General features: G+C 41.9%; 17 protein-coding genes and 1 other RNA gene. 4 read left to right on the top strand and 14 right to left on the bottom strand.

The window, feature by feature from the left end; all coding sequences use genetic code 11:
• Positions 1 to 4: 4 nt before the first annotated feature.
• The gene (locus RM544_RS10175) at positions 5 to 772 is read right to left on the bottom strand and encodes a DUF3450 domain-containing protein (protein ID WP_311361677.1); all 768 of its coding nucleotides are present in this window, start codon (positions 770 to 772) and stop codon (positions 5 to 7) included.
• Positions 773 to 1,085: 313 nt separating this feature from the next.
• Between RM544_RS10175 and RM544_RS10170 the strand changes: the two genes are divergently transcribed.
• The gene (locus RM544_RS10170; protein WP_311361676.1) at positions 1,086 to 1,802 is read left to right on the top strand and encodes a SapC family protein; all 717 of its coding nucleotides are present in this window, start codon (positions 1,086 to 1,088) and stop codon (positions 1,800 to 1,802) included.
• 1 nt (position 1,803) lies between these two features.
• Positions 1,804 to 2,499 carry a 2OG-Fe(II) oxygenase gene (locus RM544_RS10165; protein WP_311361675.1) on the top strand — a complete coding sequence of 232 codons (696 nt, stop codon included), beginning with the start codon at positions 1,804 to 1,806 and terminating at the stop codon, positions 2,497 to 2,499.
• On the opposite strand, the gene RM544_RS10160 is transcribed toward RM544_RS10165, so the two are convergent.
• From RM544_RS10160 to RM544_RS10145, 4 genes are all read right to left on the bottom strand, one after another.
• On the bottom strand, positions 2,496 to 3,749 hold the full coding sequence (locus tag RM544_RS10160; RefSeq protein WP_311361674.1) for an aspartyl/asparaginyl beta-hydroxylase domain-containing protein: 1,254 nt from the start codon (positions 3,747 to 3,749) through the stop codon (positions 2,496 to 2,498). The two genes, RM544_RS10165 and RM544_RS10160, sit on opposite strands and share 4 nt — an antisense overlap.
• The gene (locus tag RM544_RS10155; RefSeq protein WP_311361673.1) at positions 3,749 to 4,693 is read right to left on the bottom strand and encodes a class I SAM-dependent methyltransferase; all 945 of its coding nucleotides are present in this window, start codon (positions 4,691 to 4,693) and stop codon (positions 3,749 to 3,751) included. The genes RM544_RS10160 and RM544_RS10155 overlap by 1 nt, the downstream gene beginning before the upstream one ends.
• Positions 4,686 to 6,509, bottom strand: a complete 1,824-nt coding sequence (locus tag RM544_RS10150) for a 2OG-Fe(II) oxygenase family protein (protein WP_311361672.1) — start codon at positions 6,507 to 6,509, stop codon at positions 4,686 to 4,688. The genes RM544_RS10155 and RM544_RS10150 overlap by 8 nt, the downstream gene beginning before the upstream one ends.
• 123 nt (positions 6,510 to 6,632) lie before the next feature.
• Positions 6,633 to 9,476: a TonB-dependent receptor domain-containing protein gene (locus RM544_RS10145; protein WP_311361671.1), complete on the bottom strand. Its 2,844-nt coding sequence runs from the start codon at positions 9,474 to 9,476 to the stop codon at positions 6,633 to 6,635.
• 511 nt (positions 9,477 to 9,987) lie between these two features.
• Between RM544_RS10145 and RM544_RS10140 the strand changes: the two genes are divergently transcribed.
• Positions 9,988 to 10,269: a late competence development ComFB family protein gene (locus RM544_RS10140; protein ID WP_311361670.1), complete on the top strand. Its 282-nt coding sequence runs from the start codon at positions 9,988 to 9,990 to the stop codon at positions 10,267 to 10,269.
• Positions 10,270 to 10,303: 34 nt separating this feature from the next.
• Here the strand turns inward: RM544_RS10140 and ffs are convergent.
• Together ffs and RM544_RS10130 are read right to left on the bottom strand one after the other, a co-directional pair.
• An RNA gene (gene ffs / locus RM544_RS10135) (signal recognition particle sRNA small type) lies at positions 10,304 to 10,400 on the bottom strand.
• A gap of 85 nt (positions 10,401 to 10,485) precedes the next feature.
• Positions 10,486 to 11,538, bottom strand: coding sequence for a Glu/Leu/Phe/Val dehydrogenase dimerization domain-containing protein (locus RM544_RS10130; RefSeq protein ID WP_311361669.1), 1,053 nt, complete (start codon positions 11,536 to 11,538; stop codon positions 10,486 to 10,488).
• 223 nt (positions 11,539 to 11,761) lie between these two features.
• Between RM544_RS10130 and RM544_RS10125 the strand changes: the two genes are divergently transcribed.
• Positions 11,762 to 12,229: an Lrp/AsnC family transcriptional regulator gene (locus RM544_RS10125; protein WP_311361668.1), complete on the top strand. Its 468-nt coding sequence runs from the start codon at positions 11,762 to 11,764 to the stop codon at positions 12,227 to 12,229.
• Here RM544_RS10125 and maiA read toward each other — a convergent pair.
• From maiA to pspA, 7 genes are all read right to left on the bottom strand, one after another.
• Positions 12,216 to 12,875 (bottom strand): maleylacetoacetate isomerase, encoded by a 660-nt coding sequence (gene maiA, locus RM544_RS10120; protein ID WP_311361667.1) that lies wholly within the window; start codon positions 12,873 to 12,875, stop codon positions 12,216 to 12,218. The two genes, RM544_RS10125 and maiA, sit on opposite strands and share 14 nt — an antisense overlap.
• A gap of 55 nt (positions 12,876 to 12,930) precedes the next feature.
• A complete protein-coding gene (locus tag RM544_RS10115; protein ID WP_311361666.1) occupies positions 12,931 to 13,941 on the bottom strand; it encodes a fumarylacetoacetate hydrolase family protein in 1,011 nt (336 codons plus the stop codon).
• Between the two features lie 194 nt (positions 13,942 to 14,135).
• A complete protein-coding gene (tyrR, locus tag RM544_RS10110; RefSeq protein WP_311361665.1) occupies positions 14,136 to 15,689 on the bottom strand; it encodes a transcriptional regulator TyrR in 1,554 nt (517 codons plus the stop codon).
• Between the two features lie 170 nt (positions 15,690 to 15,859).
• Positions 15,860 to 16,687, bottom strand: coding sequence for a phenylalanine 4-monooxygenase (gene phhA, locus RM544_RS10105; RefSeq protein ID WP_311361664.1), 828 nt, complete (start codon positions 16,685 to 16,687; stop codon positions 15,860 to 15,862).
• Between the two features lie 275 nt (positions 16,688 to 16,962).
• Entirely contained in the window at positions 16,963 to 17,439 is a 477-nt protein-coding gene (pspC, locus tag RM544_RS10100) for an envelope stress response membrane protein PspC (protein WP_311361663.1), read from the bottom strand.
• Positions 17,436 to 17,651: an envelope stress response membrane protein PspB gene (pspB, locus tag RM544_RS10095; protein WP_409220072.1), complete on the bottom strand. Its 216-nt coding sequence runs from the start codon at positions 17,649 to 17,651 to the stop codon at positions 17,436 to 17,438. The genes pspC and pspB overlap by 4 nt, the downstream gene beginning before the upstream one ends.
• Positions 17,652 to 17,766: 115 nt before the next feature.
• Positions 17,767 to 18,456, bottom strand: coding sequence for a phage shock protein PspA (gene pspA, locus RM544_RS10090; protein ID WP_311361661.1), 690 nt, complete (start codon positions 18,454 to 18,456; stop codon positions 17,767 to 17,769).
• Between the last annotated feature and the right edge of the window lie 178 nt (positions 18,457 to 18,634).

Raw genomic sequence — 18,634 nt, 5'->3', positions numbered from 1 at the left:
TAACTTACTCCGCAGCTGCTTTGATTGGTAGTTTAATAAGGTCTTGTGGAACCAAGCCTTGCGCCATACGTACAGCTTGAATTACCGAGCTGAGGTATTCATCACCTAGCTGCTGGTAACTGCGAGAATCGTTATCCCACACCCAAGCGGCTTTTTGATCCTTAGATAGCGCTAACAAAGCAGTACGGCCTAGGTTGAAGAAATCAACTTGTACACTCTGACCATTGTCATCGATTTGACCTGAATATGATTCGATTTTCGTACCGTATTCATTTTCTGTTTGGTAAGCTTCAAGAACTAAGCGGAAACGCTCGGCAACTGTTACGCTAGAGTTGCTCATCACGTCACGCAGTCTTTGTACACGTTCCTGTCTTTCTTCCAGATTGATTGGAATATCCAAATTGATGAACTCTTCCAAGCTGTCAATCATTGCAAACATAAGAGGTACGATGTTTTGACGCGTTTCGTCAATTGAATCGATTTGACGTTGTAAAGAGTCGATACCGCGCTGTTGGTCAGCAACCAAGTTCGCGAGGTAATCGTTATACACTTTCAAGCCTTCAGTCGTATCGATGACGTTTCTGTATTCCGCCAACAATTCTTGTGATTGCTCAAAAAGGTTATTGATTTTTTCTTGAGATTTCGCTGCAGCTGTATGAATCTTTGCTTCTGCTTTCTGTAAATCCTGAAGCTGATCTGCAGAGACGACCGTAGCGTTTCCTAGTGCTAAGGCACCTAGAACGCATGACGCTATTTGAGTTCTCTTGCTCATTTTGGACATATTCCCAACCATAGTTTTAGATGTTCACGCCGCTTTTTTAAAGGGCATTGAAATTATAATTATCATAGACGTGCATTCACTTACGCATGCACTCCCTTTAGATAGTCACAGGATGTTAGATAAATGTCAAGAAATCGCTCAGGAAGAATCAATGAGAATGCGGATTTTTTTAAACATTTAATTTACAAATCTTCTCTTAGTTTTTTTGTTCTTATTGAGTACAATAAGGATCAAGAAATCAGTGATAGTTAAGTATCGCCAACCGCCATAACATAAAAACAAATAATAAGGCTTTGAATAAAGAATGAATGCTAATTACGTTGCGTTGAACGCAGACATCCATAAAAACAAAAAAATCAAAGAGATAACTAACTTCGAACATGCTAAAAACTTCCATATTGCGAGTATTACTATGGATGAATTTGGCATGGCCAGCACCAGCTACCCAATCGTATTTTTGCGCAACGAAGACAAGTCTGTATCCGCTGCAACTATCCTTGGCTTGGAGCCTGAACAAAACTTGTTCATAGATGATGCTGGAAAATGGACGGTAAGTTATATCCCTTCAATTGTTCGCCGCTACCCCTTCAGTCTGGTTAGAACATCACCAGATTCTGAAGAAATGGCCTTGTGCGTGAATGATGACAAGAGCTTAATTAATGATAAATTCGGAATCGACTTGTTTAAATCGGATGGCAGTCCTAGCGCACAGGTGTTAAAAGTGCAGCAGTTTCTTGCTCACATCCACAATATGCAATATCGCTCTAAGGATTTCTTTCAGCTATTAGACAATATCGGTTTGTTTTCAGAGAAGGCTCTTGAATTTCAGCAAGACGGCGAAGCTAAGTCGATTGGTGGTTTTATGGTCATAGATTACGAAAAGCTACGTAGCTTGTCTGATGAAGATTTTATTAAACTTAGAAAAGTAGACAGCGGCCTAGAGTGTATTCATATCCATTTAGGTTCATTAAATCAAATGCAAAACCTTGTGCGTTTAAATACAATAAAAAAGGCAAAGTAATATGTATTCTCCTTATTTTGATGCTAAGCAGATTACATCAGTAGCTGAGGTTTTTTCCGAATCAAATAAATGTCGTTTAACCAACTTCTTACAGCCCGAAGATGCAAAAAGTTTGAGTCAGACTCTGCAAAGCATCCGTGAGTTTGATTTAGTCTTTCATGCAGGAGGTGAAAACAAAGCTGTACCTGAAGCTGAGTTGCGCAAGCATAGCGACGAAACGAGGCAACAGTTGCAGGCTGAGATTTTCGGTAACGCAGCAAAAGGTGTTGGCTTTCTTTATGGCCGTCACATTATCCAAAAGGATGATGAAAATCAGAAGTTGCGTCAGGTGATTGAATGGCTTAACAGCCCCACTACTATCACTTGGATTAAATCAGTTACAGGCATGCATGATATTACACACGCCGATGCGAATGTCACTCGGTTTGCTCGCTCTGAATTTTTAACTCGTCATAATGATGTTTTACCAAACGAGACAAGGCGTGTTGCCTTCGTGATTAACCTATCACCAAACTGGCATGCAGACTGGGGTGGTTTGCTACAATTCTTTGAAGCGGATGGAACGAGCACACACTCTTGGACACCCACTTTCAATAGCCTAAGTCTATTTGATGTCAAGCATATACATTCAGTAACGTGTATCGCACCTTATGCGCCAGCTCTGCGTCTCGCAATTAGCGGTTGGTTTCGGGCTTAAGAACCAACATAGCGCTGTTCTAACCAACTTTGGCGATAATTGAATGCTCGTTTAATTGCGAGTATTTCTTTATCGCTCAAATCTGGATGCCAAATAGAAAAAAGTAAAACAACCCTCACCTTCTCTGTGTCATTTATTGCAGAATGCAGGAAGCTATCATCAAACACAACTAACTCCGCTTCTTTCCAGCAATAATGTTCATCTGCGACGGTTAATTCACCACCAGGTATATCTATTCCCAAGTGGACCGTTAGACTGTGGTTTGATAGACCAAAGTGAGGAGGAATTTCCTGCCCAGGCTGAAGTATTGAAAAGAAAACTTCATCAGGACGCTCCCCACGCCCAGAAAGAGGCAAAGCTTCTAAAGCTTTGAGTGTTTTGGGGAAATACTTTTCAGCGAATGGGGAGCGCTTCCCTTCTTTGTATAAATCCAGCGCGGTCCATGAACTTTGCCCTGCCAACTCCTCTAAATCGCTATTGGCTCCGAAATGCGTATCTAGGTATGGGCGTGTTTGCATCTCCTCCAAGGTCTGTGTTGAATGAAACTCTTCTGCTATTGACGGATACTGAGCCATAAATTCATTCGCCCATAAGAATTCTCGCAAAGGCCAAATTGGAATGGCTTTGAGCTCGGGCACATAAAAAAGATGTGGTTTTTGAGATTCATAATTGTATGTAAATGGTTTCAAATGAGTTTGAGGCCACACAGCATTTTTCACACGTATCGTGTTACTTGAGTCACCGACAGCCTCAATATGAAGTGTGTCAAATAGCTGAACCAACCTTCTGCCAGCATAAACGACTTTCTGCTTGACCAAGCTCGAAAAATTTTGCTCGTGAAGCTGAAAAAACCAAGCTGGTGCCAAGTCTAATAGCAGCGAAAAACAATAATCCACTTCTTGTTTTAATACAGGGTCTACCTTGCTGCTCGTAGCCAACAGGTAGCCAAGATTCAGATAGGAAATTGGACTATCCGGTTTCACCTGAATACTTTTTCGGTGAGCTTTAATGGCCTCATCTAATGACCCCAGTTGCTCTTCAACATTACCCCAGAAGTTTAAGACTTCAATATTTGTAGCATGCTGTTTGACGAGTTCTCGAGTTTGACGCAAACCATTCTCTATTTCATTACTATTTAACAATTGAGTAATTCTATCAATTTCGTATTTGATGTCTTGAGCGTTATTTGGTCTAAGAGTAGTGGAGCTGGCCTGCTTGCCCCTGAGATCTTTGTTGCTATTACCTGACATTATGCCCTACCACTTTTTTGTGCCAAAAACTGCCATCCTAGCAAATCAAAACTGTCTTTTTGATTTACGACTTCAAATGGCTTATCTTTGAGTATGTCAAAACCGAAGCTTTGAAATACAGAACAAAAGTTAGCAAAGTCTTTTTCGGACAATGCAGCTTGAATTAATTGACTTAAACGAGAGTACTCAGCCTCAATTCTTAACACTGTCTGGTCTATTTGCTCTTTCAGTTCGTCAACCGTTTCCCCTGCTGACAAGCGCTGAATAAAGTAGGCGACTGCATCGAACACTTGCCCGCTGATAGCTTTTGTTTTTTTAGTCGGCATAGCCAAATAATCTTGACCAACTTTTTCAATAACGCCAATAGATGAGTGCCCGTTCGCCAGTAACGACAGGTGCGTAATTAATCCATTTTCGGAAAGTAAAGCATGCAATTCCTTCTGACGAGCCTTATTTGATTTCACCAACGCACTATCAGCATGGTGAATCAAAAACTGACAAGAACCGGAAGGCTTTAACAATCGATTTATTTCAACAAGTGCCTTTGCTTCGACACTAATAGGTTTATCAAGCGCATATTCAAGGCCAAACTGACTAGTGATGAAGTCAAAGGTCTGGTCTTTAAACTCCATATTTTTTATATCGACATTAGAAATAAGTGCTACGTTTTTTGAACCCTGCTTAACAATAGATGGGTGAGCTGTGATTTTCGCTTGATCAACACCCGTCAACTGAAGCGTTGGTTGAACTTGCACTAATATCTTTAGTACAGAGCCATTTCCTGTCGCTAAATCCAATAAACTTTGGGTTTGACTTTTGTCAGAAACGAAACCAGTCCAAAGCGTTTCTAAGGCGCTTTGTACTAACTCATCAGATTGTGTTACACAGCTTTCAAGCGCACCAGTTTCCCAATACAAATCCCAAGCCTTACTTTCATTAATCATTATATTTTTCCGCGATGGGTACTACGTCGAATGGTGCCGTTAAGCGCATTTGCTCGGAATGATAAGGCAAAGTGCCGTGCCACATGAAAGATGGAAACAGCACAAGCTGTCCAGCTTGAGGAGTAATCGATAAGTCGGGTGTATCTTTATCTCCCAGTTCAAGAGGTGATTGACCAAACCTTATGCAGCCTTCTGATTCACTTAGATTATCTGGTACAGCAATATAACATGCGGAGCTTATCCAACCGTCAGGGTGCACGTGATTTACATGGAAACCCAAATTATCGAGTTTTACCGACCAACTTCCAGTAATTTTAAAGTGTTTGCTTTTGCGCCTTAGGAAAGGATGCTGATCATCATCAGGGAGTGCCGATATGTATTTTGAAACCGTGCTTTCATAGGCCCATTTAAGCTTATTTAACAATGGCTCTCCCCGCTCTAAAAGACGCCCCGGAGTTTGGGTCCCCTTGCGCAAAGTTTGTTGCAACGGTCGGGTATTTGTCGTGTGCATAGAGCTAAGCAAAGCTTTTAAATCGGATAGAAACATCTCAAGGCAGTCGTACCCTTCCGGAACAGGTAATTCAAAGGCTTTAATCGAATGCGATAGCATTATAAACTCTTGATAAGCATTTGGGTCTGTCAATTTTAAACAAGTGGCGTGATATGCCTGCACTAACTGATTCTCAGGGTACTCGGCCTTCAGCTTGTCAATAATTTTGCTTGCAGCCTGATAGTCTTCCATTTTGATCGCGAGTTTAATAAATTCAATACCATCCCTAAATGACTGCCTTTCAGTCCATACTTGTTTGGCCAACTCATAGGCCTCTTCATAATTTTGCTGATTTGCTAAGAGCATTGACTTAGCCGCTAACAAACCAGATTGACTTGGTGTTGAATTCAAACCAATTTCGATCTGTTCTACTGCCAAATCGTAATGTTCCGCATTAATCAGCATGTCTACATAGTCTTCACGCAATTGGCTTAAATCTGGCTCAGTCTGTAAAACACGCTGATAACTACTACCAAATTTAGTCATGCTGTTCAGTTGCCAAAGCATTTCGTTCAATTGATTGTGCGCAGCCCTATAACTTGGCTTGAGCAAAATTGCTTGCTCAAAAGCGTGCTCAGCTTTTTCGTAATTTCCATCTTCGAATAAACAAAGGCCAAACTGATAATGAGCATTGGCTGATGCTTGTTCATTTAAAACATCTAGCAACAACATTTTCGCTTCGCTAAGCCTTTCGCTTAATCGAAGCGCAGCTGCTAAGCCAAGTTTTGCAACGGTGTAGCTCGGGTTCTGTTGAACTATAAGCTCATACAAATTCGCAGCAGACTCATATTGTTTTTGGCCCAGAAGTACGTCGGCTTCAAACTTTTGCGTCACAGGGTGCTTTGAAAAAACCATACTGTAAGCGTTAAGCATCTGTCTAGCGCTTTCATAATCAGCCTCCTCAATATGTACTAACATCGCGTTTTTAAAGGCATCAAGGTAGTCCGACTTTAAATTTAACGCTTTTAGGTAATGCTCTAAAGCTAGCTTAGTGTTGCCTAGGTCCTTATATACGTTTCCAGCGTTATTTTGAAACTCAGCTTGATTAGGGTATTGACTGAGTAATTGCTTAAACAACAATAAACTCGCGGGAAGTTGACCTAGCACCTTAAATGCCAGTGCCTGCAGATGCTGAACATTGGGATGCTGCTTGATAGCAGTCGGTAAAGCTTCAATAATAGAAATGGCTTTTTCTGCTTCATTACTCTGAATTTTCGACGTTATTTGCTGCAGAATGCGTTGAAACTGCTGTTGCGAACCTGACATAAAACCAACACTCCTTTATATGACATCAGGATATCACTTTATTCTAAATAATCATTGTGCCAACTCAAAAAAAAAGCCAACACAAGGTTGGCTTTTACATGTTTAACTTAGTAAGAAGTCAAATTAGAACGTATAAGTACCACTTAGGAAGAAGCGACGACCAAGTACGTCGTAAACTTCTGGGAAAGTGTTAGCTTGTTGCTGTTGATCACCAACTGGCGTTGGATCTTCTTCAAACAAGTTTCTTACACCGAAGTTAACTTTGAAGTCGTCAGTTACTAAGTAAGCTGCACTTAAGTCAAAGTAGTATGCCTTAGCTAGTTCTGGTACTACGATATCATTACGGTTAACGCCTGCAGTTGCGATGGTATCATCATCAACTTCTGACAAGTAACGCAATAGACCTGATACTGTTAGAGGACCAGTGCTCCAGTTCACGCGAGCGTTATACTGGAACTTAGAACGTGGAATACCACAAGTGTTACCGAATGAACCAGCACACTCATTCACATCAGGTAGGTCAGCAACTGGCTGAACATCGAATGTGTCAAGGAATGTACTACGGAAGTTAACACTCATTGTAGAGGTATCTTCAAACAGACCGAAACCAACTTCAGTAGAGTAGTTTACGTTGAAATCGATACCGCTAGTAGAAATCTTAGCGATGTTTTCATTCAATACATTTACTACGTCAACGTTACCGTCTGGACGACGAGTAATCGCTTGACAGAATGCACTGTTTACGTCTTTAACTACGTTGTAACAAATGTCCAGTACGTTAGCTACACCACCACCAAGTACAGAGATTGCATCTTCAATTTCGATATCGAAATAATCCAATGTGAAATCTAAGCCTTCTAATGGCTCAACAACCAAACCGATAGTGAATGTATCAGAAGTTTCTTCACCTAGGTCTGGGTTACCACCGAATAAACCTTCGATTTGCGAGTTAGCTTGTGTAAATACACCAACTTGACCAGCAGGAACGCCTGTGGCTAAACATAATGCAGTGTCTGTGTCTGTAGTGATACCATCAGCCGAACATGGATCTGTTGCACCAGGGAAACCGTTAGATTGACCCAAGAACAACTCAGATACGTTAGGAGCACGAACAGCGCGCTGGTAACCAACACGAACACCGATTTCTTCAGTTGGCTTGTAGTTCAATGCTGTTGCATATGAAGTTACTGCGCCGATATTTGAATAATCAGATGAACGGAAAGCACCCCACAAACTTAACTCTTCAGCTAAATCGTGACCTGACAAGATTGGAATAGACAATTCTGCAAAGTACTCATTCGAGCTGTAATCACCAACTGTTGCACGACCAGCGTTGAAACCAAGAACGTCACCACCAGAAAGGAAAGTATCAGGACGGAAATTTGATTCGTCACGACGACGCTCAAAACCTAACACAAGACCAATCGCTTCGTCTGCGCCAGGAAGTGTGAACGGAAGTTCACCCGCTACTGATGCTAAGAATACGTTTTGTTCAATTGTTGTTAGGTTAGTTGCACCAACGTTAATGAAGTCAATAGCATCTTGAGAGATATTGCCCGCACCGAAGATGTTCAATGGAGCACAACCGCCAGCAGTGTTTTGACAAGCAGTGCCATCGTCGGTCACTAAGATAGCTTGACGGAAACGACTTTCAGAAACGTCATTGTTAAGCGTGTTGCTTTGCGACAAGATAGAACGACTTAAATAAACGTCATAGTTCCAGTAGTCATTTATTGCACCGTCAACACCGATTAGAACGCGGAATGCATCACGAGTATCAACAGATTGGCGTGAACCATTCTCAACCATACGACGACCGATAAAGCCTAAGAATGCATTGTCGTCACCGTCAACAATACCGTCACCGTTGGTATCAGTACGTTCGCCGTCAAGGGCTGTTTGAACACCTGCACCAAAGAATGGGCTATCTGGGTTAACTTCTAGCGAGCTTAGGAAAGCAGGAGTAGGAGCAAGTTCCTGTGGTACTTCGTTACGTACGAAAGTCATTTCACCATACAAACGAGCTTCGTCAGCTAGGTAGTAGTGAGCAAACGCTTGTACTGTGTGACGAGTCTGTGGCAACTGAAGGAAGTTATCAGGTGCGTAGTTGAAGCGGTCAGCTGGGTCTTGGAAAGCACGACCTGAACCGTCTGGCTCAAAAATACCTAGCACTTCGCCATTTGGTAGCGTTGGGCCACCGAAAACACGCGTTCCTGGTACACCAGAAGAACCGCCTGGTACCAAAACGCCGCCACTTTCGGTTAATGCAACGTCAGAGAAGCTTCTGTCTGCTTGGAAAACAGGCTTACGCTCTGAATAACCCATGTAAACAACAGCGTTACCTTTACCGTCGGCAAAGTTACCACCCATAGTGATATCGAAGTTGAATTTCTCACCATCACCATCGCCAGTAATGTCATAAAGTGCAGAGAACTCTACGCCTTCAAAGTCATCAACTAAGTCAAAGTTTACAACACCACCAAGAGCGTCAGAACCGTATACCGCTGAAGCACCACCTGTGATGATGTCAACTTTTTCGATTAGGCTTGCAGGAATAGTGTTTAAATCAATAACACCATCTTGGCGTGAAGGTACCCAACGACGACCATTTACTAGTACCAAGGTACGAGCAGTTCCCAAACCGCGAAGGTTAACAGTAGCAGTACCATCACCAGGGTTGTTTGAACTTGGACCGAAGGCAGGAAGTGTTGAAGGTAGTTCGTTTAATTTTTGTTCGATGTTCAAGTTACCAGAAATATCGAATTCGAAATCTGTTACTTCAACAACTGGAGTTACAGAAGTAAGTTCTTGACGTTTAATACGCGAACCAACTACTTGAATTTTCTCGACAGTGTTAGCACCCTCTTCAGCTTGTGCCGCAACGTTAGTTGCGATACCAGCTGTCGAAGCAGCACCAAACAAACAAGCCAGTTTTACTGACTTTGCTAGCTTTGTATTTGTAAACATTTATGTCTCCCTAGACACCATAAGCTCGAAAGCTTGTGTGAAATAATCGTTTATACGATTTTTATATATTGTATGGGTTTCTATTCCCATACCGACAATAATATACACACGCTACAATTTTGGTCAACACTTACAATCACAAATTCAGTACTCATCTGTGGTAGAGCTTAAAGCATCCGCTAACTTTGCGCTTTACAATACCACTCTATTTAACAGTTACATCCTAATAATACTAATTTATTATGATGAAAATTTCAACATTCTAATTGGATCACTACTTTCAGTATTATGTACCTACTGAATTACGACTATCGTCTTTCATACCTAAAAACTGCAATTAGTTTAAAAAACGTCCAAGAAAAGCATAGAAATATTTCATTCTCATGAACTTGAATGGTTTTGAATGTACTAAAGTGGATAAGAGATATATGCTTGATTGTAGACATTTACGATTCAGCCGATAAATCGAAGAGATGGCCTAGCCAGAAGCTAAAGATGTTGGAGAATGAGCATGAAACTTGATGATGATATACACAACTATTACGAACACTTGGTGCTCGAAAAAATTGAAACCATGGGTTTTAACAAAAGCAAAGATGCGGACTTCTTAGCAGATTTGACGTGCCTTGTACTCAATCAATTACCACCACGTTATATACGCTATGAAGTTGATATGGCATTTTATTTACCCATGTCAGAACGTAGGCAAATGGAGATGAATGTCTCACACGCGGTAAACAATGCGACAAAGTACTTGGAAGCGAATCCGAAGCAACAAGAAGAGGTGGAGTAACGTTTAGCTATTTGGCTTTAGAAATTTGGGTGGTAAGCTCCAGCCACATCTCGGCACATGAGTCCTTTGGTACGGCTGCTCCCTTCCGGGCCTGACCGGGTTTCCAAACTATCATTGCGAGAGAACCAGAGCTCACCATAGAAACCGCCTTGTTTCCAAGACGGCGTGGATTATGACGAACTATACTTGCGCTTGCAACAGCTATCACATAAAAATTTAGCTTTTTTGAAAGCGACTCTCTGCCATCTCGTCAGCGACCTGCGCCGTAGCCTGACCAGTCTCGGCTGCTTGATCAAAAATACGGCTCAAAGTTTCGCCAATTCGTTCTAGGTGAGCTTTCAGATTTTCAGCGTTACTCTCTGTACGTTGATGGAATATATCAATAATACCCCCAGCATTGATGACATAATCAGGTGCGTAAAGTATCCCTTTTTGCGCAAGTATTTTGCCCATTTCATCAGACGCTAATTGATTGTTTGCCGCTCCAGCAATGACTTTTGCGTTTATATTAGAAATATTATCAGCATTAATAGCGTTACCGAGTGCGCAAGGCGCAAAGACATCAACATCTAAAGCATCAATTTCATCAACCGAGACAGCAGTCGCTCCGTATTCATTAACCGCGCGGTCTAGGCCTTCAGGAAAAATATCCGCCACAAAAAGACGAGCTCCCGCCTTATAAAGATGCTCGGCAAGCCTTAAACCTACGTGACCAACCCCTTTTATTGCGACAGTTTTGCCACTTAAATCGCTACCGAAGCGATGACGAACAGCAGCTTGTAGGCCAACAAAAACACCATAAGCTGTCGCTGGCGCGGGGTTGCCATCTGCAGGACTTCCATCAAAGCTGTATTTAGAGAAAGTTCCTCCAACATGTTCAGTATGCTGCCCCATCGTGAGAATATCTGAAACGGAAATCCCAGAGTCTTCCGCAGTAATATATTTACCCTTAAAAGTATCTACAAAACGACCCATTGCGGCCATCATATCGGCAGTCTTATGATTTCTAGGATCACCAATAATCACAGCCTTACCACCGCCCTGTTCCAGGCCAGCCATGGCAGCTTTATATGTCATGCCCTTAGACAAACGAAGTACATCAGTGAGTGCTTCGTGTGAATTTGCGTAATTCCACATTCTACATCCCCCTAAGCCTGGACCTAAGTGTGTATTGTGCACGGCAATAATTGCTTTTAAGCCTGTTTCTTCGTCGTGGCAAAACGCGACTTGTTCATGAGATGCAAATTCTGGATGATCGAAAACCGACATAAGTACCTTTGTTTTTAATTATATTTGGCTAAAGACGATAAAATATACTGCGAGTATAAACAGTTGGCGAAATTGTAGCCGATGACACAGAGGATGTATCTTGCAATTTACAGTGTCTGCGTGAAAAGTTGTCAAATAAATGTGTTTATTATTTCCTTTTCCTAGGATACCTATCCTATAATGCTTTAGTCAAAAGTGATAAATGTCTCACAATGGTGGAATAATGAAGCTAGATAAATTTGATCGAGAAATTCTGAGAGTTATGCAAAAGGACGCTACGGTGTCTATGGCAGAGTTAAGTCAGTGCGTTGGGCTTTCGCATACTCCATGCTGGCGAAGAGTAAAACGAATGGAAGCTGACGGTGTAATACGCCAAAAAGTAACCTTGCTCGATAGCAAAAAGCTCAATTTAGGGGTGTCAGTATTTATCTACGTGACTCTGAAAAATCATGATGGCGACTCCCTCATTGATTTTGAGAAAGCCGTTCAAGAAGTTGACGAGATAGTGGAGTGTCATACGACGAGTGGTGACAAAGACTATTTACTGAAAGTCATTGTCGAGAGCATTGAGGAGTACGAGCAGCTTTTAAAAAATAAATTAACTCATCTCCCCCTGGTCGATCACTTAAGTTCAACTTTCGCCCTCAAACAAGTGAAGAACACGACAGAACTCCCTATCAAGAACGTATAGCGTCAACTTGGTTTTCTGGTGCCGCTTTTTTGAACGCATCCAGTTTATTGCAGTTTTCCCATATCTTAGAAATAAGTGGATATACACTCATATCCACTTCAAATCGAATAGCATTGTAGACCTGAGGTATTAAACACACATCCGCAAGCGTCACATCATAACCGTAAGAGTATTGTCCAGACCGTGTTTGTAAACGTTTTTCTAAGGCGTCAAACCCCGTTGTAATCCACTTCTGATTCCAAGCTTTTACATCCTCAGCGCTGGCATTAAAGTCACTTTTTAATGTTTCTAATATACGTAAATTCGTAATAGGCTGAATGTCACAGGCAACATCTTGAGCCAGAGCTCTCACTCTAGCCTTATCTAAACTATGACTCGGTAGTAGCTGTGGTGAATCAGGATACTTGTCATCCAAATATTCCAATATTGCCATCGACTGGTTTAATACAACATCTTCATCGTCATCAATGAAGGTGGGCACCAACATGGATGGGTTGATTCGCGTGTAAGGCTCAGCTTTCTGCTGCCCCCCGCCTTTTACCAAATGAACTGGGATATAATCAAACGCTAACTGCTTCAAATGTAGGGCAATTCTCACTCGGTAAGATGCCGAAGAACGCCAATAACCATGTAGTTGTAGACTCATTTCAAACCTTCCTTTTTGGTGCTAAGTCTATTGACCTAGCACGAGTGATCACAAATTAAGCCTGTTTCACGGTTTGGTCGATTGCCCCGAATATACTGTTGCCTTGCTTGTCAAACATCTCGATTTTTATGGTATCTCCGAAAGACATGAATGCAGTGCTAGGTGAGCCATCTCTTATCGTTTCAATCATTCTGACCTCTGCGATACATGAATAACCGAGACCACCTTCTGAAATCGCAGAACCATGGTCAGTCCCCTGTTTGTTTGACACTGTACCAGAACCGATAATTGCACCCGCTCCTAAGTTGCGAGACTTCGCTGCATGAGCCACTAACTGACCAAAATCAAAGGTCATGTCTTCACCAGCTTCTGGCTTACCGAATAATTCTCCGTTGTAGTGAGAGATAAGAGGTAGATGTACCTTATTATTTTTCCAAGCATCTCCGAGCTCGTCTGGCGTGACAGCGACAGGTGAGAACACAGAAGAAGGTTTGGATTGGAAGAAACCAAAGCCCTTGGCTAATTCACCTGGAATTAAACCACGCAATGAAACATCGTTGACCAACATTAAGAGCCTGATACTGCTACCCGCTTTATCCGCATCGACGCCCATAGGCACGTCTCCGGTAATTACGGCAACTTCGCCCTCAAAATCTATTCCCCAATCGTCAGATGGTAAAAGTACGTCGTCTCTTGGGCCGATAAAGTCGTCTGAACCACCTTGATACATTAAAGGGTCTGTCCAAAACGTTTCGGGCATTTCAGCACCACGGGCCTTGCGCACAAGCTCAACATGATTAACGTATGCGCTTCCATCAGCCCATTGGTATGCTCTTGGCAGCGGGCTTTCGCAATCATCTTCAGAAAATTCGACCACATTAAATAACTTACCTTCATTTAACTCGTCATAGCGCGCTTGCAAAAGCGGCTCTACTTTTGCCCAATCGTCTAAGGCTGCTTGTAGCGTAGCTGCGATATCACCTACGGCGACGGCTTTGCTCAAATCGCGGCTAACCAACATCAGTTTTCCGTCACGAGTATTGTTCTTGTAAGTTGCTAATTTCATTAATTAAACCTTATTGCATTGGCTGAATATTATAATCATTGACGCTAACGATAAAAACATCAAATAATAATTGCTTGTTTGGCGTCTATTATAGCCGTGATAGCCGAATCAAACAGCCGATTTAGTATCTCTTGCTACACAAGATACAAACACAAAAAAGCCCCTTTATTAGGGGCTTCAAGCGTTTTATGTAATCAATACTTTACAGTAGCCTTACTTATGCCATATTCGCGCAACTTGTTTGCTATAGCTGTATGGCTCAAGCCAAGTTTTCTCGCTAGTTGTCTAGTCGATGGATATGAAGGATACAGTCGCTTCAGTAACTCTTTCTCAAACTTCTTCACTTCGTGCTCAAGCGTTCCCTCGAAATTTTCATCAATATAATTCACGGTTGTGCTGCAACTAGGCAACTGAATTGCTTCTTTGGTTATTTCATTGCCATCCATTAGCGCAATGGCTCGATACAAAGCGTTTTCTAGTTGACGAACATTTCCAGGCCAAGGATAGGCTTGCAAATATTCTACGCACGATTTACTGAGTTTAGGTGAGCGAATACCAAGCTTATTACTGTGAGAACGAACAATGTTTTCAGCCAGTGGAATAATATCAGCCTTCCTCTCCCTGAGAGGTGGCACTACCATCGCCAGCACATTTAGGCGATAAAAAAGATCTTCCCGGAACGTACCTAATTCAACGCATTCAGACAAGTCTTTGCCGGTTGTGCAGATAATGCGCAAATCAACCGGTATTGAATGGTTCTGACCAGAACGTCGGTAACAACCATCCTCTATTACGCGCAACAATTTAGACTGCAATTGCTGAGACATCTCAGATATTTCATCTAACACGAGGGTGCCACCTGATGCTTTCTCTATCAGTCCAACTTTTGTTTCTGAGCCAGTAAACTGTCCTTGGTCAATCCCAAAAAGTTCAGTCTCGGCGACATCATCTGGTAAAGAAGCACAGTTAAGGGCGAAAAAACCTTGGTCAGAACGGGGGCTGCTATCGTGACACGCTCTTGCGATACGTTGTTTGCCCGTTCCCGCTTCACCATAAATAAGCATGTTACCGTCTAATTCAGCCATTCGTTTGGCATCCCGAATGACTTTACGCATTGCGGTACTCGATGCTTGGAACGAATCGAAGCTGTTAGATGCGCTTTTATTAAACATCGTAATCTGCTGACCTAAGCGCGATTCAGACTTTAAAATCACCACGGCACCGGCCAGCACTGTTTTGTCATTGTCAGGGACATCTACCGGTAAAATATCGGCAATATAATCTTGCTCTATGAATTTTACGCGCTGTGTTTGCGCATATATCTCTTTCGAATCTAGCCACTTGGTAATCGCAAAACCACTTAACACTTCATCTATATTAAGTTGAAGGATTTCCTCGGGACTTAATTCTAAGCCACTCGCAACCGCGTCATTGAACAAAATAATCTTGCCGTTAGTGTCTGTTGAGAAACAAGGGTCAGGTAATGTTTGTAGCAGCGCTCTTAATTGGTTTCGTTCACGCTGAATAGGCATAAAAGGCGTTGTTTTTACATCATCAATCCCCTCGATGCGTCGAATCTTCGGCATAAGGTGTTGAAAATTTTCAAACTCAATCGTAGGGAAATCAAGGAAGATCTTTCCCGTTTCATCAATTTCGATACCGCGCAAGTCAATATCGTACTCGGTAAGAATATCCAGTACGTCTTGCGTTATCCCGAGCCTATCTTGACAATTTATTTCCAATCGCATGATTTAATTAGTATCCGAGTGCTCACCCCAAGGTGAAATTTAGCTAATGAGTTAACATAATATACGCGGTTTTACCCAGCTAGATCAGTTTGCAAACTCTCCTCACAACCGGCTTTTGCTGTTAACAAAGACAGGTGTGAGGCGAATTAAATTTCAATTTTTGAAATTGTTTAACTTGCGATTTTTTCTTTCGGTGGGAACTTCGCTTCGAATAAGCCGAGTTTTTTAGCTTCCTCAACTAGCGCCATGATATCGAGTTGTGCGATATCAAAAAGGTCATCAAAGTGATTTAGCACATAGTAAAGTGGTTGCATAATATCAATACGATAAGGTGTTCTTAGCACGTCTATTGGCTTTAATGGGTGGCGCTCGGCAATATCACTTTCTAAAGCGTAATGCGTTTCGCCTGGTGACGAAAGAATGCCACCACCATAAATCCGAAGGCCCTCAGGGGTATTAAGTAGGCCAAACTCAACAGTAAACCAATAAAGTCTCGCTAAATAGCCCCTATCCTCTTTATTCGCAGCTAAACCTAACTTGCCATAGGTATGTGTAAAATGAGCAAATGCAGGGTTTGTTAATAATGGGCAGTGCCCAAATATTTCGTGAAAAATATCCGGCTCTTGCAAGTAATCAAACTCTTCTTCGCTTCTTATGAATGTTGCAACGGGAAACTCTTTGTTAGCTAAGAGTGTAAAAAAATCTGTGAAGTTAATTAGCGCAGGGACCTCTGCCGTTTTCCAGCCAGTCTCACGCAGCAACACTTCGTCTATATCTTTAAGTTGAGGGATTTTGTTTTCAGGCAGAGCAAGCAAATCAAGGCCGTTCATATACTGCTCACAAGCTCTTCCCGGCAGTAATTCTATTTGCCGTTGATACAGTTTTTCCCAAACTTTATTCTCGGTATCAGACCAAGCAATAAGGCCGTTTTCGTCTGACTGACGAGAAACATACTTCGTTTTTTTCGCTGGTACTTTTTGTTCAGTATCGCTCATCATAAATATTATGGATTCGTGTTAATTTCGACCGGAGGATGGTAACCAATTTTATTAAGATCTTGTCTATTTTGCGCGAAGGGAGAGCTTCGAATTAAGCAGCTATTGTAAAATTTAATTTACGAATTTACCCCAGAGCACCTGTAAATCCATAAATTGGCGAGGTAGTTCGCGGGGTTTTCGAGAAAGGATAAACCCAAAAGCAGTTTTGTGCTTTTGGGTAATTACTAACGAAGTGATACTTTTTTATTCAGCATGTAGCAAGTTTTAATGTCTAGTTAAAGTCGACTGATTTCACGGTTTATTTCAAACTCTTTCGACGTCACATAACCTTCTATCTTACGCAATCTTTGTTCTGCAGAACGAAAGCGTTGTTGGATATCGAAAAAAGCTTGTCTAGGCGGCTCTCCTGCTTGCCAAATACGTGATTTCACCTCTATCTTAGCTTCATCGCTTTTCGCACCAGCGGGATTTTTAGCTCGTTTCCCCCAACCTCTGTAAACGAATGTCGACTCGCCGCTAACATGGGTCGATTGTGTGTCACCAAGACTGCTTCCGCTTGGCTTTTTATCCAAAATGAACCATGCAGCAATATAAGTAACAAATATGAAAGGACCAGCCATAAGAAAGAAGGCAGTGACCGTTAAAATTCTAACCAGCCAAGTTTCTAGTTTAAAGTACTCTGCGACTCCTGCGCATACGCCTGCAATTTTGCCATTCTCGGGGTCGCGATACAAAGTGGTTCCAGTGTTCATGCTCTTTCCCTCCACTTTGGTGCTTCTTCATCAAGAATACGTTCTAAAGTATGGATTCTATCCGACATCATTTCTGCTTTTTCGGCAAGCTTTTGTAACGTTGCAAACTCTTCTTCTGACAAGCCTTGGCTAACTTGTTTTTTGCTTCGATAGTGCAAAATCAACCAAATTGGCGCGACAAAAAGCGTAAATAAAATTAGCGGAACGCCCATGAAAATAACTAATAATTCGTCCACAATATCTCTCCTAGTGATGGCTAGTGAGCGGAGGGCGGCACTCCATGTGCCGCTTCAACTGGCTCTCTGATTGTTCAAGCATATCTTAAAATTATGCTTTTTTCGCCTTACTTGGCTTCTCAGTTTTCGCTTGCATTTTTTTCTTCAATGCTTCGAGCTCACTATCGATCTTGCCACCAGCTTCTAATTCTGCGAACTCATCTTTAAGCGTTTTCTTACCCATGTCATAAGCTTCTACCTGTGACTCAAGGTCATCAATCTTACGTTCAAACTGCTCAAAGCGTCCCATAGCTGCATCGACGGTTGAACTGTCTAAGCGCTTTTTTACTTCTAAACGCGAGCTCACTGTCTTCTGACGCATGATAATGGTTTTTTGGCGTGTTTTTGCATCCGCTAGCTTCTCTTGAAGCTGACCTGTCTCAGTTTGGAGCTTCTCAAGCTCTGATTCAATCAAACCCAATTCGTGCTTTAAAGCATCAGCAGATTCACTCGTCTTTTGCTTCTCATGTAGCGCGGCTCTCGCTAGGTCTTCGCGTTCTTTGCTAAGCGCTAACTCTGCTTTTGATTGCCACTCATCGGCTTCTGCCGTCAAGCGTGCGATTTGATTACTAACATCTTTCTTATTAGCAATCGTTTTTGCTGATGCTGAACGAACCTCTACTAAGGTATCCTCCATCTCTTGTATAATAAGGCGAACCATTTTTTCTGGATCTTCAGCCTTGTCTAACAACGAGTTGATGTTAGAGTTAATGATGTCTGTGAAACGTGAAAATATACCCATCGTTATATACCTCTGTAGTTAATCTAAATAGTTGCTCATCAACTTTGATTTGCATTCTGAAACTTACTGATGAGTATTCAATATGCTTGCCAACTCTTAATAACGAGATAAGCAATTGTTTTATATAGATAATAATTATTTTTAAAGAAGTAGAGGAATATTCTCAATTTTAAAGTAC

The sequence above is a fragment of the Brumicola blandensis genome, from assembly GCF_031846165.1.
Taxonomy (GTDB): domain Bacteria; phylum Pseudomonadota; class Gammaproteobacteria; order Enterobacterales; family Alteromonadaceae; genus Glaciecola; species Glaciecola blandensis.
This window is presented reverse-complemented; position numbering and strand designations above follow the sequence as displayed.

What these genes read in the sequence shown, in the direction of transcription:
- RM544_RS10175 (WP_311361677.1), bottom strand. Translation starts at nt 772, where the DNA reads ATGAGCAAGAGAACTCAAATAGCGTCATGCGTTCTAGGTGCCTTAGCA.
- RM544_RS10170 (WP_311361676.1), top strand. Translation starts at nt 1,086, where the DNA reads ATGAATGCTAATTACGTTGCGTTGAACGCAGACATCCATAAAAACAAA.
- RM544_RS10165 (WP_311361675.1), top strand. Translation starts at nt 1,804, where the DNA reads ATGTATTCTCCTTATTTTGATGCTAAGCAGATTACATCAGTAGCTGAG.
- RM544_RS10160 (WP_311361674.1), bottom strand. Translation starts at nt 3,749, where the DNA reads ATGTCAGGTAATAGCAACAAAGATCTCAGGGGCAAGCAGGCCAGCTCC.
- RM544_RS10155 (WP_311361673.1), bottom strand. Translation starts at nt 4,693, where the DNA reads ATGATTAATGAAAGTAAGGCTTGGGATTTGTATTGGGAAACTGGTGCG.
- RM544_RS10150 (WP_311361672.1), bottom strand. Translation starts at nt 6,509, where the DNA reads ATGTCAGGTTCGCAACAGCAGTTTCAACGCATTCTGCAGCAAATAACG.
- RM544_RS10145 (WP_311361671.1), bottom strand. Translation starts at nt 9,476, where the DNA reads ATGTTTACAAATACAAAGCTAGCAAAGTCAGTAAAACTGGCTTGTTTG.
- RM544_RS10140 (WP_311361670.1), top strand. Translation starts at nt 9,988, where the DNA reads ATGAAACTTGATGATGATATACACAACTATTACGAACACTTGGTGCTC.
- RM544_RS10130 (WP_311361669.1), bottom strand. Translation starts at nt 11,538, where the DNA reads ATGTCGGTTTTCGATCATCCAGAATTTGCATCTCATGAACAAGTCGCG.
- RM544_RS10125 (WP_311361668.1), top strand. Translation starts at nt 11,762, where the DNA reads ATGAAGCTAGATAAATTTGATCGAGAAATTCTGAGAGTTATGCAAAAG.
- maiA (WP_311361667.1), bottom strand. Translation starts at nt 12,875, where the DNA reads ATGAGTCTACAACTACATGGTTATTGGCGTTCTTCGGCATCTTACCGA.
- RM544_RS10115 (WP_311361666.1), bottom strand. Translation starts at nt 13,941, where the DNA reads ATGAAATTAGCAACTTACAAGAACAATACTCGTGACGGAAAACTGATG.
- tyrR (WP_311361665.1), bottom strand. Translation starts at nt 15,689, where the DNA reads ATGCGATTGGAAATAAATTGTCAAGATAGGCTCGGGATAACGCAAGAC.
- phhA (WP_311361664.1), bottom strand. Translation starts at nt 16,687, where the DNA reads ATGATGAGCGATACTGAACAAAAAGTACCAGCGAAAAAAACGAAGTAT.
- pspC (WP_311361663.1), bottom strand. Translation starts at nt 17,439, where the DNA reads ATGAACACTGGAACCACTTTGTATCGCGACCCCGAGAATGGCAAAATT.
- pspB (WP_409220072.1), bottom strand. Translation starts at nt 17,651, where the DNA reads ATGGGCGTTCCGCTAATTTTATTTACGCTTTTTGTCGCGCCAATTTGG.
- pspA (WP_311361661.1), bottom strand. Translation starts at nt 18,456, where the DNA reads ATGGGTATATTTTCACGTTTCACAGACATCATTAACTCTAACATCAAC.